At 69.2% G+C, this 15,311-nt stretch carries 14 protein-coding genes; 5 read left to right on the forward strand and 9 right to left on the reverse strand.

Annotated elements, in window-relative coordinates; translation table 11 throughout:
• The 5 genes from ACSC1Q_RS41380 to ACSC1Q_RS41400 all read right to left on the reverse strand — a co-directional run.
• The coding region (locus ACSC1Q_RS41380; RefSeq protein ID WP_436764217.1) for a biotin carboxylase N-terminal domain-containing protein at positions 1-396 on the reverse strand (396 nt) is incomplete at its 3' end.
• 117 nt (positions 397-513) lie between these two features.
• The gene (locus tag ACSC1Q_RS41385) at positions 514-1,266 is read right to left on the reverse strand and encodes a 4'-phosphopantetheinyl transferase family protein (protein ID WP_436764218.1); all 753 of its coding nucleotides are present in this window, start codon (positions 1,264-1,266) and stop codon (positions 514-516) included.
• Positions 1,267-1,485: 219 nt separating this feature from the next.
• On the reverse strand, positions 1,486-2,133 hold the full coding sequence (locus ACSC1Q_RS41390) for a response regulator (protein WP_436764219.1): 648 nt from the start codon (positions 2,131-2,133) through the stop codon (positions 1,486-1,488).
• The gene (locus ACSC1Q_RS41395; protein WP_436764220.1) at positions 2,120-3,070 is read right to left on the reverse strand and encodes a sensor histidine kinase; all 951 of its coding nucleotides are present in this window, start codon (positions 3,068-3,070) and stop codon (positions 2,120-2,122) included. Before ACSC1Q_RS41395 ends, ACSC1Q_RS41390 begins: the two co-directional genes overlap by 14 nt.
• Positions 3,071-3,598: 528 nt before the next feature.
• Positions 3,599-5,272 (reverse strand): 2-isopropylmalate synthase, encoded by a 1,674-nt coding sequence (locus tag ACSC1Q_RS41400; protein WP_436764221.1) that lies wholly within the window; start codon positions 5,270-5,272, stop codon positions 3,599-3,601.
• 343 nt (positions 5,273-5,615) lie between these two features.
• Here ACSC1Q_RS41400 and ACSC1Q_RS41405 point away from each other — a divergent pair, with 343 nt between their 5' ends.
• A complete protein-coding gene (locus tag ACSC1Q_RS41405) occupies positions 5,616-6,542 on the forward strand; it encodes a UbiA family prenyltransferase (protein ID WP_436764222.1) in 927 nt (308 codons plus the stop codon).
• 105 nt (positions 6,543-6,647) lie between these two features.
• On the opposite strand, the gene ACSC1Q_RS41410 is transcribed toward ACSC1Q_RS41405, so the two are convergent.
• The 4 genes from ACSC1Q_RS41410 to ACSC1Q_RS41425 form a co-directional block, all read right to left on the reverse strand.
• On the reverse strand, positions 6,648-9,407 hold the full coding sequence (locus ACSC1Q_RS41410; protein WP_436764223.1) for a helix-turn-helix transcriptional regulator: 2,760 nt from the start codon (positions 9,405-9,407) through the stop codon (positions 6,648-6,650).
• Between the two features lie 250 nt (positions 9,408-9,657).
• Positions 9,658-9,945, reverse strand: a complete 288-nt coding sequence (locus tag ACSC1Q_RS41415; protein ID WP_436764224.1) for a DUF5988 family protein — start codon at positions 9,943-9,945, stop codon at positions 9,658-9,660.
• A 65-nt stretch (positions 9,946-10,010) separates the two neighbouring features.
• Positions 10,011-10,862 (reverse strand): ABC transporter permease, encoded by an 852-nt coding sequence (locus tag ACSC1Q_RS41420; protein WP_436764225.1) that lies wholly within the window; start codon positions 10,860-10,862, stop codon positions 10,011-10,013.
• Positions 10,863-10,876: 14 nt separating this feature from the next.
• Positions 10,877-11,722 carry an ABC transporter ATP-binding protein gene (locus ACSC1Q_RS41425; protein ID WP_436764226.1) on the reverse strand — a complete coding sequence of 282 codons (846 nt, stop codon included), beginning with the start codon at positions 11,720-11,722 and terminating at the stop codon, positions 10,877-10,879.
• 206 nt (positions 11,723-11,928) lie between these two features.
• Here ACSC1Q_RS41425 and ACSC1Q_RS41430 point away from each other — a divergent pair, with 206 nt between their 5' ends.
• Genes ACSC1Q_RS41430 through ACSC1Q_RS41445 form a run of 4 tightly spaced genes read left to right on the forward strand, consistent with a single transcriptional unit; the run spans position 11,929 to position 15,223 of the window.
• Positions 11,929-12,642 carry an ABC transporter ATP-binding protein gene (locus tag ACSC1Q_RS41430; protein ID WP_436764227.1) on the forward strand — a complete coding sequence of 238 codons (714 nt, stop codon included), beginning with the start codon at positions 11,929-11,931 and terminating at the stop codon, positions 12,640-12,642.
• Positions 12,642-13,364 carry an ABC transporter permease gene (locus ACSC1Q_RS41435; RefSeq protein WP_436764228.1) on the forward strand — a complete coding sequence of 241 codons (723 nt, stop codon included), beginning with the start codon at positions 12,642-12,644 and terminating at the stop codon, positions 13,362-13,364. Before ACSC1Q_RS41430 ends, ACSC1Q_RS41435 begins: the two co-directional genes overlap by 1 nt.
• Complete coding sequence (locus tag ACSC1Q_RS41440) at positions 13,361-14,581, forward strand: sensor histidine kinase (RefSeq protein WP_436764229.1); 1,221 nt, start codon at positions 13,361-13,363, stop codon at positions 14,579-14,581. Before ACSC1Q_RS41435 ends, ACSC1Q_RS41440 begins: the two co-directional genes overlap by 4 nt.
• Positions 14,582-14,584: 3 nt before the next feature.
• On the forward strand, positions 14,585-15,223 hold the full coding sequence (locus ACSC1Q_RS41445; RefSeq protein WP_344747665.1) for a response regulator: 639 nt from the start codon (positions 14,585-14,587) through the stop codon (positions 15,221-15,223).
• The last annotated feature ends 88 nt before the right edge of the window (positions 15,224-15,311 follow it).

The following is a 15,311-nucleotide window of genomic DNA, read 5'->3' on the forward strand; positions in this document are numbered from 1 at the left end:
GCCCGCCACCAGTGGCGCGCCCACCTTGGCCGCGATGTGGCGGGCCTGCACCTTGTCGCCGAGCGCGGTGATCGCGGCCGGGGGCGGGCCGATCCAGGTGAGTCCCGCGTCGATGACCGCTTGGGCGAAGTCGGCGTTCTCGGCGAGGAAGCCGTAGCCGGGGTGCACCGCGTCGGCGCCGGACTGCGCGGCGATCCGCAGCAGCTTGGCGATGTTCAGGTACGTCTCCGCCGGTGACCGGCCGCCCAGCGCGTACGCCTCGTCCGCCATCCTGGCGTGCAGCGCGTCCAGATCCTGCTCGGCGTAGACCGCCACGCCGCGCAGCCCGGCATCCCTGCAGGCGCGCGCGATCCGCACGGCGATCTCACCGCGATTGGCGATCAGGACCTTCCTCATCACGCGTTCCTCCGTGAACGTGGTGACCGATGACCTCGGGTGTGGATCGGGCTCCGCACCGCGCTCGGGCTCCGTACTGCGTCGGGCTCTCTGCAGCGCTCGGACTCTGTGCTTCGTTCAGACTCTGTGCCGCGTTCGGTCTCTGTACTGCGCCTGGCTCAGGTAGTGCGCCCGGTCCCTGTACTGCGCCCGTTCGGAGCGTGCCGAGATGGCGACGGCGGTGAGGATGAGCCCTTCGCTCGCCATCCAGCGGCCGCGGAACCCGGTCAGCGGGCGGCCGAACAGGCTGGGCCCGTTCACCAGCAGGCGGGCGAAGAAGGTGCCGCGGATCGGGTCGAACGTCACCGTCGCGCTCTCGAAGTCCAGCCAGCGTTTGGTCAGCGGGAACCACGCCTTGTAGACGGACTCCTTGGCGCTGAAGAGCAGGCGGTCCCAGGACGGGCCCGGGTGCTCCCGGGCGAGGACCCGGAGGGCCTCGCGCTCCTCGGGTTTGGAGATGGCCTCCAGCACCCCGCTGGCGATGCCCCTGTCGGGTTCCGCGTCGATGCCGATCGTGAGCCCCTCGCTGCTCGCGCCGACCACGGCCGCGCGGTAGCCCGTGCAGTGGGTGATGCTGCCGACGACGCCCTTGGGCCACTGGGGCTCACCGCGTACGCCGGGCAGCACCTGCTGCGGGGGCAGGCCGAGCGCGCCCATGGCCTTCCTCGCGCACATCCGTGCCGTCGCGAACTCCGCGCGCTTCTGCTCCACGGACCTGCTGATCACCTCTGCTTCGGCGGGAAAGAGCATGGCGTCGGCGTGGTCCTCGAAGGTGTCGGCAGCCATCGCCCATGGGGGCAGGATGTTCGCGATCAAAGCCTCGGCGTTCACATTTTCACTGTAGGGAGGCGGTGAACCCGGGAGAATCGTCGCGGCGCCCTTCTGGGGTCGCTCAGAACTTGATCAGGGGGCGGACGGGGTCATCGTGCGGGCGTGGTCGGCGAGGCGTCGGTCGCCCGGCCGACGGGGTCAGCGGGGCGTCGGTCGCCCAGCCGATGGAGTTATCGGGTCGGTGTGATCAGCGGGGCGTCGGTCGCCCAGCCGATGGAGTTATCGGGTCGGTGTGATCAGTGAGGCGTCGATCGCCCGGTTGACGGCGTCGATGCGTGAGGCCGCCCCGAGTTTCACGAAGATGTTGCGCAGGTGGCGCTTGACCGTCGCCTCCGTGGTGTTCAGCCGGGAGGCGATCTGCCTGTTGCTGTAGGCCTGGGCGACCAGTTCGAGGACCTCCCGCTCCTTGGTCGTCAGGACCTCGGTGCGCGCGGTCTCCATCTGGGCGAGGCTCTCCTGGGAGACGACCAGGATGAGGCGGTCGGGCTCGTAGTGCACGCTCCTGATCGCCGCGACGAGTTCGTAGCGGTGCACGGTCTTGAGCAGGTAGCCCCGGATGCCGGCGGACAGCAGCTGTCGTAGGAGATGCGGCCCGTCGTACATGCTCAGGATGATGATCTGGGTGGCCGGTGAGATGACGCGCGCCCGGGAGACGGTGTGCGTGACGGCGTCGCCGGGGATCTCGACGTCGAGTAAGAGGACGTCGGGGCGCTTCTGCGAGACCAGTTCCAGGGCGGTGAACGAGGTGCCGGCCTCGCCCACGACCACCAGGTCCTCCTGCGCCTCCAGGATCTCTCGCACCCCCTCGCGGAACAGGGCGTGATCGTCGACTATCGCTATCCGGATGGGGTGGTCACTCTTGATCATCGAAGGACCCCGGTAATGGAACGGCGAGATCGATTCGGGTGCCCCGCCCCACTTCGGTGCTGATGGTGACCATGCCGCCGAGCAGGGCGGCGCGTTCCTGGATCGAGGCCAGCCCGAGGCTGTGGTGCGCGGGACGGGTGTTGACGTCGAAACCGCAGCCGTCGTCGATCACCGACGCCCGCAGCTCGTGCGGCGCGATGTCGACCGTGATGTAGATGGACGACGGCCGGCCGTGCCTTAGCGCGTTGCGGATCGCCTCGCTCAGGATCAGCAGGCACTCCTCGCTGATGGCCGGTGTCGCCCAGACCTCGTCACCGTTGACCACCAGCTCCGCCGTCATGTCCTCGACGCCGATGGCCTCAAGGTGCGCGAGCAGCGCCTTCTCCAGGCTCTGTATCGGTTCGAGGGGGTGTAGGTCGGAGGTCAGCTGGCGCAGTCGCCACATGGCCTCCTGGATGGCCTCCTGCACCCGCTCCATCTTGACGACCGCCTGGGCGGGGTCGCTGGTGCGGTACATGACGCAGAGTTCGGCCTGCCGGTGGGCGACGCTGAGGCTCTGCCCGATGCGGTCGTGAAGTTCTCTCGCGATTCGGCCGCGCTCGGCCACGTGGGCCTCGTGCACCTTGCTGAGCAGGAATCCGGCGTAACTGGTCGCGGCCTCCCTGATGCGGAGGGAGACGGACTGCTCCAGTGTGGTGACAACGTTCCTGAGCAGCCGGTCAGTCTCGGAGTCGTCCTGGAGCCACTTGCTCAGAATGGTGAAGGCCGCTCGGAAGAACACCGAGGCGGCCAGGAGGGACTCTTTCGGATGGACACCGGTGGCCGCCCTGGTCAGGCCGATATCCCAGGACAGGAAGCGGAACGACTCGTCGGAGTGAGGAAGACCGTTGTCCAGCGCGGCGGCTATGTCGGTCAGGATCTGATTGGCGTTCGCCATGACCTGGGCTTTCGCCTGCTCGTCCTGGACAAGGACGCTCCCGACGACTTCCAGGTCCTGTTCGTACTTGGCGAGGATATCCGCTCGGCACTCTTCGATAAGAGCTGCTGAGGGACTCTGCGTGTAGGCTACTCCATCGTCGTCTTCCGCCATCCTGCCCCCTGCTTCCCTGCTGCCCCCTGCTGCGTTTCCGGGTTTTCCCCAGATGTTCACATCATGGTTCATGGATGGCGAGTAGGCAACCGACACTCGGTGAACCGGGCAGTCAAGCGGCAAACCCGAGCCTAACTCAATTATCCCAGGGCCCTTTACTGAATATCTCACAAATAGTCAGTATTTTTATATTGGCAGCAACTCGGCGGCGGCGAATGTGAGGCCGGCGCAATGCCGCCGACCGCGAACGGCGCACTCGTGGCCGTCGCCACGGGTGCGCCGCCCCTGATCAGACGCGCGGAACCAGACGTCAGACGTGTGTTACGAGACATCAGACGTGCGGGCGCGAGACGTCACACCTGCGGGTGCGAGACGTCACACGTGCGGCGCGGCGACGGCGGCCGCCCGCTTGCCGCCCCGCCTGAGGGCGACCCCGACCGCCGACAGGGCCGCGCCCACGGCGGAGGAGTCCACGCCGACGCCCCAGACCGTCCTGTCCCCGATCCGGCAGTCGGCGTACACCACGGCCTCCGTACCTCCGGCCGGGTCCGTTCCGGCCGCGCGGTGCACGGTGCGCACGTCGATGCCCCAGGGGGCGAGCTTGGCGCCGATGGTCCTGGCGTCGTGCTCCCCCGCGCCGTCGAGGTGGAGTGTCGCGGCGACCCGCCCCCCCGCCACGTACGGCTCGCCGACCGGGCCGTCGGAGGAGACGTACTCCTTCTCGAACAACTCCCGGACCTGCTCGGGTGAGAGCTCGTTGCCGAGGAGTTCCGCGTTCGCCTGGACCACGGCCGCGAAGTCCTTCTGGAGCTCCTTGGGCAGCCGCATGCCGTACCGGGCGCTCATGACGTAGGCGATGCCGCTCTTGCCGGACTGGGTGGTGATCCGCACGATCGCCTCGTAGGTGCGGCCCACGTCCTTGGGGTCGACCGGCAGGTACGGCATCCGCCACGGCCGCTCGTCGATGCTCGTCCCGGCCTCGGCCGCGTCGCGCTCCAGGTCGTCGAAGCCCTTCTTGATGGCGTCCTGGTGGGAGCCGGAGAAGGACGTGTAGACCAGCTCGCCCCCGTAGGGGTGCCTGGGGTGCACGGGGATCTCGTTGCACCACTCGACGGTGTCGCGGATCCTGTCGATGTCGGAGAAGTCGATGCCGGGGTCGACGCCGTGGCTGAACATGTTCATCCCCAGTGTCACGAGGCAGACGTTGCCCGCCCGCTCGCCGTTGCCGAACAGGCAGCCCTCGATGCGCTGGGCGCCGGCCAGGAGGGCGAGTTCGGCCGAGGCGACCCCGGTGCCCCGGTCGTTGTGCGGGTGGATGGACAGGCAGACGTGTTCCCTGCGCGAGAGGTTACGGTCGAGCCACTCGATCTGGTCGGCGAAGACGGAGGGCAGCGAACGCTCCACGGTCGTGGGGAAGTTCAGGATTATCGGCCGGTCGGAACCCGGTTCCCACACGTCCATGACGGCTTCGCAGACCTCAAGGGAGAAGTCGGCCTCGGTCTCGTTGAACAACTCAGGTGAGTACTGGAAACGGAAATTGCCACCATGGAGCTCTTTGTCGGCATATTTCTTCACCAGCTCCGTACCCCGAACGGCCAGGTCCTTGCACTGCCGCCGGTCCATTCCGAACACCACGCGCCGGAACAGCGGGGCCGTCGCGTTGTAGAGGTGGAGCGTGGCCCTGGGCGCTCCCGACAGGGAACGGACGGTGCGCTCGATCAGCTCGTCGCGCGCCGGCACCAGGGCCGATATCCACACGTCGTCCGGGATCCGGTCCTCCTCTATCAGGAGGCGGACGAAGTCGTGGTCGTCCTGGCTCGCGACCGGGAACCCGATCTCGATCTCCTTGTAGCCGATGTCGACCAGGAGCTCGAACATCCGGAGCTTCCTCGCCGGGGACATCGGGTTGGCGAGTGACTGGTTACCGTCTCGAAGGTCGGTGGACAGCCAGCGCGGTGACGAATCAATCCGCCTGTCCGGCCACGTCCGGTCGGGAAGAACGAGGGGAGTGAAATCGGAATAACGCTCTACAGGCCGGTTCGCGCCCATTCCCCAATCTCCTTAACTGAGATTATCCGACTGCCTCGGATGTTCACCATTACCAAATAGCGATTGAATTCCCCGGTCAAGACAAGTGGTCAGGAGAATTCCCGTCCCGCACCGAAGGATCATTTCGGGTATCGAAAGTTCGAGCCGGTGTGCCCGTCCGGCCATCACGGGCCAGACATCGGACGTCTCGGTGGGCGTGTCGTGTGTGACACTGGATCGAAACCTGGCGACGATCTACGACAAACCCCCCTCCGGCAAGCGCCTTCCACGAACGCGCCCCGGTCGGGGACACGGCTGGAAACGATCACTCATTGATCTTCGGTTTGACGAAGGGCTGACAGTGATGACGACGAGCATCGGTCCCTCCACCAGGTTTCCCTCCCTCCGCCACGGCGTGCTGTGCCTGGCCGAGGCCCGTCCCTCCGTACAGCTCAACTTCCTGCTGCGCTTCCTCACCGGGGCGTCGCTGAGCTCCGCCGTCGCCGACGAGGGCGACCTGGGCAGGACCGCGTGGAGCGCGCTGACCTGGGTGCTGGCCGTCTTCGCCGTCTATCTCTACAACGGCGTCACGGACGTGCACGAGGACCGGTTCAACGGCTCGCGCCGGCCCATCGCGCGGGGTGAGCTGCCACCGGCCCTCGCCACCGCGGTCGCGGCCGGGGCCGCGGTCGCGTCCGTCGCGATCAGCCTCGCGCTGGGACCGGTGAGCGTGGGGATGGTCGTCGCCATGCTGGTCCTCGGCTACCTCTACTCCGGCCCGCCCTTCCACCTCAAGCGCAGGACCAGCGGAACGGTCGCGATCGGGCTGACGGCCAGCATCCTGACCTACTACGCCGGTGCCCACGCCTACGCGGGAGGGATCGACAGCGGGACGCAGCTGATCGTCTTCGTCCTCGCCGCCTCGCTCTGGACCGGCCTGGTGGGCACGACCACCAAGGACCTGCCCGACCTGGAGGGCGACGCGGCGGCCGGCCGCGTGACGTTCGCCGTCGTGTACGGCGAACGCGCGCTGCGGCTGGCCATCGTCAACGTCTCGCTCGCCCTGCCCACCGTCGTCACCGGGGCCGTGCTGCTGCTGGGGGATTCGTCGCTCCATCTCCCGGCCGCCGCCATGTGCCTGGGCGGGCTCACCGTCGCCCTGCTCTGCCGCGCCCCGATCCCGCCCGGACCGCGGCGGCGACGGCCCTACGCCGTCTTCATGGTCACCCAGTACGTGCTGCACGCCTGCGTGATCGTGCCGCAGCTGGTGCGTGACTGGCCGCTCTTCTGAATCGTGCCACGGCCGCTCCTCCGAAGAGTGCCGCAGCCGATGCGGGACCGGCCGCTCCTCTGAGCGGCCGGTCACGCCGCCAGCGTCCGGCGGCCGGTCGCGCCGCTAGCGTCCGGCGGCCGTCCTGGCCGGGTGCGTCCCCTCGCGGGCGAGACCGGGAACGCGGCCGGGCTGCGCCCTCAGGTCCGGTGGCAGGTCCGAGCGCCGGGTGATGTTCAGCTTGCGGTACACGCGCGTCAGGTGCTGCTCGACGGTGCTCACCGTGATGAACAGCTTGTCGGCGATCTCACGGTTGGAGTAACCCACCGTGGCCAGGCCGGCCACCCTGCGCTCGGCGTCGCTGAGGATGGCGACCACCCTGTTCGTCTTGCCGTCCACGTCCTCCGCGCCGCCCTCGTCGGCGAGCGCCCGGCTCAGCGGGCGGGCACCGCACTCCTGGGCCAGGGTCCGCGCGCGGCTGGCGATGATGCCCGCCCTGCGGAACTCGCCCACGCCGTGGTACGCCTCGGTGAGGTCGATCAGCGACCTGGCCAGCTCGTAGCGGTCCCCGCAGGCCTGCAGGTGCTCGGAGGCCTGGCGCAGGAACATCGGCCGGTGCCGTGCCTCGCTGGTGGCGGCCAGCACCCGCAGCGCGACGCCGTCGGTGCGCTCCGAACCGGCGCACGACCGGCTCAGCTGCTCCTCGGCCAGCTCGCGGGCCTCGTCGTGCCTGCCCAGCGCGATGAGGGCCTCGGCCACGTCCGTACGCCAGGCGACGAACCCCGGGGTGTCCATCTTCCAGGCGGTGAGCAGTTCCCCGCAGAGCCGGAAGTCGCGCAGCGCCGCGACCGGGTTGTCGACGGCGAGCTGGTACCGGCCGCGGGCCTGCAGGAACCGCACGCCGCACCTGGTCCGCAGCATCGCCTCGGGGAACGCCTGGTTGAGCTGCGCGAGCGCCTCGTCGTAGCGTCCCATCGCGGTGGCGGCCAGCATGAGGGTGGCCACCGGCCCGCCCACGGCCACGCCCCAGCTGCCCGGCGGGATGATCTCCAGGGCGAGGCGGGCGTACGACGCGGCCTCCTCCAGCTCTCCCTGGCGCAGCGAGATCTCCGCCCGGATCGCGGTGAGGCGCGCCCGGCGGGCGGGCGAGCCCCCGGAACGCAGCTCCCCGATCAGCGCGTCGCACCGCGGCGCCGCCCGGTTGGACTGCCCGGCGTACACGAGGGCGAGCAGCGCGCTCTCCACGGTGTCCATGGACATCTCGTCGAGGTTGGAGCCGCGCAGGATCCGCTCGGCCGTGGTCACGATCTGGTCGTGGGGACCGCCGGTGAGCACGCCGGCCAGCGCGTTGATCGACTCCAGGCGCCGGCTCACCTGGAACGGCAGCACCGCCTCGCTGACGTTCTTGCCCGCCCAGCTGCTCATGTGGGCCAGGAGCGGCGGCGCGGAACAGCGCAGCCACATCCTGGTGCTCACACCCTCCGCGACCGTGTGCGGGTCGGTGTCTCCGAACTCCGCCGCGCGCTCCAGGACGTCGCGGGCGACGTCCACCCTGCCGTGCCACAGCAGCGCCCTGGCCAGGATGATCGCGTCACTGCCGCGCAGGCTCCCGTTGTGCAGCGCGTCAGTCAGCTCCTCCATGTGGCTGATCGGCGTCTTCGGGTCGATGCGCCACTCGGCGCGCATCAGCATGGTCGCGATCGCCGTGCGCTCGTGGTCGTCCACGCGTCCGCGCAGGGCGAGCTTGAGGTAGTCGACGGCCGACTCGACCTCGCCGTCGGTCAGCCTGCGGCGGGCCGCCGAGCGCAGCACGGGCACGGCCCAGGGGGCGTCGGCGTCGTCGGCCTTGCTCAGCTGCTCGGCGATCGCCAGGTCGGAGGCGCCCTCGGCGTTCAGCAGCTCGGCCGCGCGCCGGTGCATGTACTGGCGCTTGTCGGCCCCGAGGTCGGCCAGGACCGCCTCCTCGCCCGCCTCGTGGTGGAACCGGCCGTCGGCCAGCAGGCCCGCCGTCTCCAGCCAGCGGATCGACAGGGGGACCGACGGCGTGTCCGAGCGGGCCAGCCGGTGGACGAGCGCGGGGTCGTCGATCGCCGCCACCCACCTGGCCACGTCCAGCAGGGCCGGATCGACGCGGTGCAGGCAGGACAGCACGGCCTCGCCGTACCTCTCCGCCGGCGCTCCCGTGCCGTTCCTCGCGAAGTCCTCGACGAGCCCGTCCAGGAGGATCGGGTTGCCGCCGCTGAGGTCGTGCCACTCCGGCACCAGCCGCTCGGCCGTCTCGTGTCCCAGGCGCTCGCTCATCACGCTCAGCACGGCGTCGCGCGAGAGCGGGCGCAGCCGGATCGCGGTGCAGTGCGGCTGCCTGATGATCTCGGTGGGGAAGAACCTGTCCGCCTGGTGCGGGTAGTCGGCGTGCCCGAACACCGTCATCACCGGCGACGACCTGGCCCGGCGCATGAAGTACGACAGGCACAGCTGCGAGGCGCGGTCGGAGTCGTGGACGTCGTCGACGACGATCACCAGCGGGAGCTGTTCCGCCAGGGACAGCAGCACCCCGCAGAGCCCCTCGACGACCGGGGTCTCCATCCGCTCGCCGCCCTCGCGCAGGAGGTCCATCGCGCGCTCGCGCAGCCGCTCGCCCAGGGGGGCGTTGTGGAAGAGCTGTCCCAGCACGCCGAGCGGGAGGTCGCTCTCCGCCCGCGACGCCGTCGCCACGAGCGGGAGCGCCCCGCGGTCGTAGGCCTGCTCGGCGAAGGAGTGCAGCAGCTCGCTCTTGCCGGTGGCGACCACCCCGGTCACCATCGCGACCCTGCTCCTCCCCTCGATGGTCTCGGTGAGGAGCCCCCGCAGGGAGGCCATCGCCGCGTCTCTCTCAAAGAACCCCATGCCGAACACCCCTCACGAGAGTGAGAACGATTGTCCTTGGTCCGCATAACCGATTCACGTTTAATACGCTACGCCGCCCCTTATACGCCCACAACGGGGTGACCCTTAATAGCACCCGGTCTACAACTTTCGATTCCCGGTGAGCATTACCGGCGAGTATTACCGGTGAGCGTTCCCGGGCGCACAGAAAAGCGCCGCGCCCGGATTTCAGGGGGCGCGGCGCACGGAGGCGGGCGTCTGTGGTCCTTGATTATTCAGCGATCCTCGTCCTGGTCGTCCACCGGTAGATGAGCCCCTGGCAGGAGCCCTCGAAGTGGTAGTGCTCCTCGGTGCGCTCGAAGTGCTCGTAGCCGCTCCGGTACTGAACCTTCACCTTTCCGTCCGCCTTGTCCAGCCGCCGGTATCGGGCGGTCTCCGGGAATTCGGCGGGTCCACCGAGCAGAAAGACATTGACATCGTACGGGCCGTGGTCGGAAATCGTGCAATCCGCGTGAACCTCTCGTGTCGAGCCGGGGGCTATGGTCACGGGCACCTCCATGGATTGGCCTTTATCACATATTAGAAAACTGCTTTCCGGGAGGCACCCCCAATTAACCCCTACGACTAGCTGTCGCGCGCGGTCCAGCGGAACGTCCGCAGGCACAGGATCAGGCCGACCACGCACCACAGGCCGAGAGCCAGGGCCACCATCGGGAGCTCCCAGGTGCCGGCCGGCTCCAGGACCACGGCCTGCTCGGGCAGGAACACCGACCGCATGCCCTGGGTCATCCACTTGAGCGGGAAGATCGACGCGAAGATCTGCAGGATCCACGGCACGTCGGAGAAGGGGATGTAGACACCGGAGCAGAACTGCACGATGAGGAAGGGCAGCGTGATCACCGCGTTGGCCCCGCGCGTGGACTTCGGCAGGCTGCCGATCGCGATGCCCAGGAACGTGCAGGCCATGCCGCCGAGGATGAGGACCCAGGTGAACGTCAGCCACTGGGTGACGGTGGTGGGCAGCTGTACGCCGAACATCAGCACCCCGACCGCGATCAGGAGGATGACCTCGGCGACCATGCACACCAGGACCTGGATGATCTTCCCGCCGAAGTAGGCCATGCGCGGCATGGGCATGCCGTACAGCCTCTTGAGCGTCCCGTCGTGGCGCTCCAGCGTGATGTTGATGCCCAGGTTCTGGAAGGAGGTGCCCATGATGCCGGCGCCGATCATGCCGGCGGTGAGGATCTGGGCGCCCGTGATGCCGGGCAGTCCCTGCCTGCTGGACGACATGGCTCCCAGCAGCATCAGCATGATCGCCGGGAGCGAGAAGATGACGATGAACTGGCTCTTGGTGCGGAAGAAGCCCTTGAGCTCCATCGCGCCGCGCTTCAGGGTGAGCCGGCCGACGCTGGGCAGGCGCACCGGCTGCGCCGGTCGGATGTCGGTCGGTGGCGTCGGTTGCGTGGGTTGCATCGGCAACGTGGTTGTCACAACTGCTCTCCGATAAGGCCTAGGTAGGTGTCTTCGAGAGTCGGCCGCCTGACGCTCAGGTCGGGGATCTCCCCGTCGAACTGCGCGATGAGTTCCGCGACGACCTTCGTGGGCGTCGGGGTCTTCACGCGGCGCTCGCCGTCCGGGGTGGACCAGCTGACCGTCGCGTCCGCCCGGTCGCGGCCGGCCAGCGTGGCCGGCTCGCCGAGCGCGACGACCCTGCCCTTCGCGATCACCCCCACCCTGTCGGCCAGCGCCTCCGCCTCGTCGAGGTAGTGCGTGGTCAGCACGATGGTGGTGCCCTCGTCGGCGAGCAGCGAGATCAGGCCCCAGAACTGGCGGCGGGCCTCGGGGTCGAACCCCGTGGTCGGCTCGTCCAGGAAGAGGAGCTCGGGGTTGCCCACGACGCCCAGGGCCACGTCGACCCTGCGCCGCTGGCCGCCGGAGAGGTGGCGGATGTGGGCGTCGGCCTTGCCGGACAGGCCCACCAGCTCGATCACCGAGTCCGGGTCGCGCGGGCGCGGGAAGTAGCTCGCGAAATGGTGCACCGTCTCGCGGACGGTGAACTCGGCGGCGTCGGTGGCCGACTGCAGCACGATCCCGAGCTTGGACCGCCAGAGGCGTCCGGCCTTGCCGGGATCCTCGCCGAGCACGCTGACCTCACCGCCGTCCCGGCGGCGGTGACCCTCCATGATCTCGACAGTGGTCGTCTTGCCGGCGCCGTTCGGGCCCAGGAGCGCGAAGACCTCCCCCCGGGCGATGTCCAGGTCGATGCCGTCGACGGCGGTCAGGTCGCCGTATTTCTTACGCAGCTCACGTACACGTACTGCTGAGTCGCTCATGCTCCATAGGGTTCGAGATCGGCAGGGTTTGCGATATTCATCCTTCGGAACCCCGTCTCTACTCCCTTCGATACCCCTAGGGTGGTCCGCTCCTGGTCAGCGGCCCGGCGCGCCGCCTCCACCGGCGGAACCCCGAATGGATCGGCCGACCCCCATCAACCGTTCGGTGGATTACGAAGGCCCGGCACAGCGGGGATTCTCGACACATGACAGTCATCGAGATCAACGGCCTGCAGAAGAGCTACGGGACACACAAGGCACTGGACGACGTCACCCTGACGGTCGAGCGAGGCGAGATCTTCGGCATCCTCGGCCCCAACGGAGCCGGCAAGACCACCGTGGTGGAGTGCGCGTCCGGGCTGCGCACGCCCGACGGCGGCACCCTGCGCGTGCTCGGCATGGACCCGCGGACGCAGCGGCGCGAGCTGCTCCAGCGCATCGGCACCCAGTTGCAGGAGGCCGCGCTGCCCGACGCCATCAGGGTCGGCGAGGCGCTGAAGATGTACGCCTCCTTCTACGACAAGCCCGCCGACTGGAACGCCCTGATGGACGAGTGGGGGCTGACCGAGAAGAGGCGCGCCCGCTTCTCCGGCCTGTCCGGCGGCTGGAAGCAGCGGCTGTTCATCGCGCTCGCCCTGGTCGGCAACCCCGAGGTCGTCTTCCTCGACGAGCTGACCACCGGCCTGGACCCCTCCGCCCGCCGGATGACCTGGAACATGATCCGCGCCATGCGCGACCGCGGCGTCACCGTCGTGCTGGTCACCCACTTCATGGACGAGGCGGACGCCCTCTGCGACCGCATCGCCGTCATCGACAAGGGGCGCGTCGCCCACCTGGGCAGCCCCGGCGACCTCCTCACCAGGGACGCCTCCGGCTCCCTCGACGACGCCTACTTCGCACTCATCGAGAGGACCGTGTAATGAAGGGTCTCGGCAACGTCATCGCGATCGAGCTCAAGCTGGCCATGCGCGACCCGATGGCCGCCTTCTTCGCCCTGGCCTTCCCCATGGTCATCCTGTGGATCAAGATGCGCAACGGCGGCTCGCTGCCCAGCGGGCTGCCCATCATCGAGGCCGTCGTCCCGATGCTCAGCGTCTTCGTCATCGGCCTGGCCTCGCTGGTCGTCCTGCCGGCCACGCTCGCCCAGTACCGCGAGCGCCGCGTGCTCAAGCGGCTGCGCGCCACCCCCGCCTCCCCCACCATGATCTTCGGTGCCCAGTGGGTCGCGCACATGCTGCTCGCCGTGCTCGGCGGCCTGCTGCTCGGCGTCGTCGGCCTGATCGTCTACGGCATGAACGGGCCCGCCGACCCGGCCGGTCTCGTCCTCGCCTGGATCCTCGGCGCCGCCAGCCTCGGCGCCATCGGGCTGCTCATCGGCGCCCTGGTGCCCAGCGGCCGCGCCGCCACGGTGATCGGCCTGGCCGCCTTCTTCCCCATGGTCTTCGTCTCCGGCGCCATGAGCGCCCGCGAGACGCTGCCGGAGTCGATGCGCTCCGTCGGCGACTTCACCCCCATGGCCCCCGCCGTCCAGGCCGTCCGCGCCGCCTGGGAGGGCCAGCCCGCGTCCCCGCTCACCCTGGCCGTGCTGGTCGCGATCACCATCGTCGCGGGCGGGGTCGCGCTGAAGGCGTTCCGCTGGTGACGACCATCGAGCCCAACGTCTCGCGATGGGACCGTGCCTGGCCGGCCCTGCCGTACCTCTTCATCCTGCTGCCCACCGTCTTCGCCCTGCTGCGGGACTGGCGGCCGGACGTGGTGGTCCTGGCGGTGTGCACCGGGGTCTGGCACTGGTTCATGGTCTCGTCGCGATTCAGCCGGATCGAGCGGCCGGTGGTGGCGATCGTCTACTTCGTCGTGATGCTCGCCTTCATCGCGGCGCTGATCAGGATCGACTCGGTGTTCACGGTGGCCGGCCCGGGCGCGTTCATCCAGGCGTTCACCCTGCTGCGCGGGTGGACGGCCTATCTGGGGGTGGCAGCCACGGCCGCCGTCCTGGTCGGCGCCCGCCCCGAGGCCCGGCCGCCGCGGGAGCTGGTCTTCTCCTTCCTCGTCGCCGTCCTGATCGCCTCGACCGTCGGCCTGTTCATCCAGACCATCTCGAACCAGAACCAGCAGCGCAAGGTGATGATCGCGCAGCTGAAGGCGACCGGCACCAAGCTGGCCGCCCTGGCGGAGGAGAACTCGAACCTGCAGTCACAGCTGCTGACCCGCGCCCGCGAGGCGGGCGTGCTCAGCGAGCGCCAGCGCATGGCCAGGGAGATCCACGACACGATCGCCCAGGGGCTGACCGCCATCCTCACCCAGCTGGAGGTCGCCGAGAACGTCATCGAGGACGTGCCCGCCGCCCGTTCCAGGCTGAACACCGTGCGCGGCCTGGCCAGGGACAGTCTCAACGAGGCCCGCCGGTCGGTGCTGGCGATGCGTCCCGCCCCGCTGGAGGAGGCCCAGCTCGCGACCGCGCTGGAGGACGTCGCGGCCACCTGGTCGCGGACGTCGGGCGTGCCGGTCCCGGTGTCGGTCACCGGCGACGCCAGGCCGCTGCACGCCGAGGTGGAGATGACCCTGCTGCGGGTGGCGCAGGAGGCCCTGGCCAACGTCGGCAAGCACGCCTCCGCCAGCAGGGTCGCGGTCACGCTGTCGTACATGGAGGATGTGGTGGTGCTCGACGTACGCGACGACGGATCCGGGTTCGACCCGGAGAAGGTGGAGCCGTCGATCGCGGGCGGGTTCGGGCTCGTCGCGATGCGCCAGCGCGTCACCCGGCTGGCCGGGGACTTCGAGATCGAGACCGCTCTCGGCCAGGGGACGGGTGTCTCTGCTACGGTGCCCGCCATCACCGCCGACTCCAGAAATGCGTGAGGCATGCCGATTCGTATCATCGTCGTGGACGATCACCCGGTCGTCCGCGACGGGTTGCGCGAGATCTTCTCCACCGACGAGGCCTTCGAGGTCGTCGGCGAGGCGGCCGACGGGCCGGAGGCTCTCGTCCTGACACGCCAGACCAACCCCGATCTCGTGCTGATGGACCTGCGGATGCCGAAGATGAGCGGCACCGAGCTGATCCGCCGGCTGCGCGAGCAGACACCGGACATCAAGGTGCTGGTGCTGACCACGTTCGACAACGACGCGGACGTGCTGCCCGCCATCGAGCAGGGCGCCACCGGTTACCTGCTCAAGGACACCCCGCGCGTCGAGCTGCTCCGCGCCGCGCAGGCGGCCGCCCGGGGCGAGACGGTGCTCTCCCCCACCGTGGCCGGGCTGCTCATGCAGAAGGTGCGCGCGCCCGAGCAGCAGACGCTGAGCCGCCGGGAGCTGGAGGTGCTCGGGCTGATCGCCCGCGGCGCCACCAACCGCGAGGCCGCCGCGAAGCTGTTCATCACCGAGGCGACGGTGAAGACGCACCTGCTGCACATCTTCGCCAAGCTCGGGGTGAAGGACCGCGCCTCGGCGGTGGCCGCGGCCTACGAGACCGGGCTCATCAAGCGGGCCTCCGAGACCTGACAAGGGCGCCTAGGGGTGGGCCGCCTCGTCCGGTGATCCGTAGCGTGAACAGTGTCTGCCCTGTTCATGCGAGTGGACACCCCCTGGG

It is taken from the genome of Streptosporangium heterodermiicola, from assembly GCF_051390675.1.
Taxonomy (GTDB): Bacteria; Actinomycetota; Actinomycetes; order Streptosporangiales; family Streptosporangiaceae; genus Streptosporangium.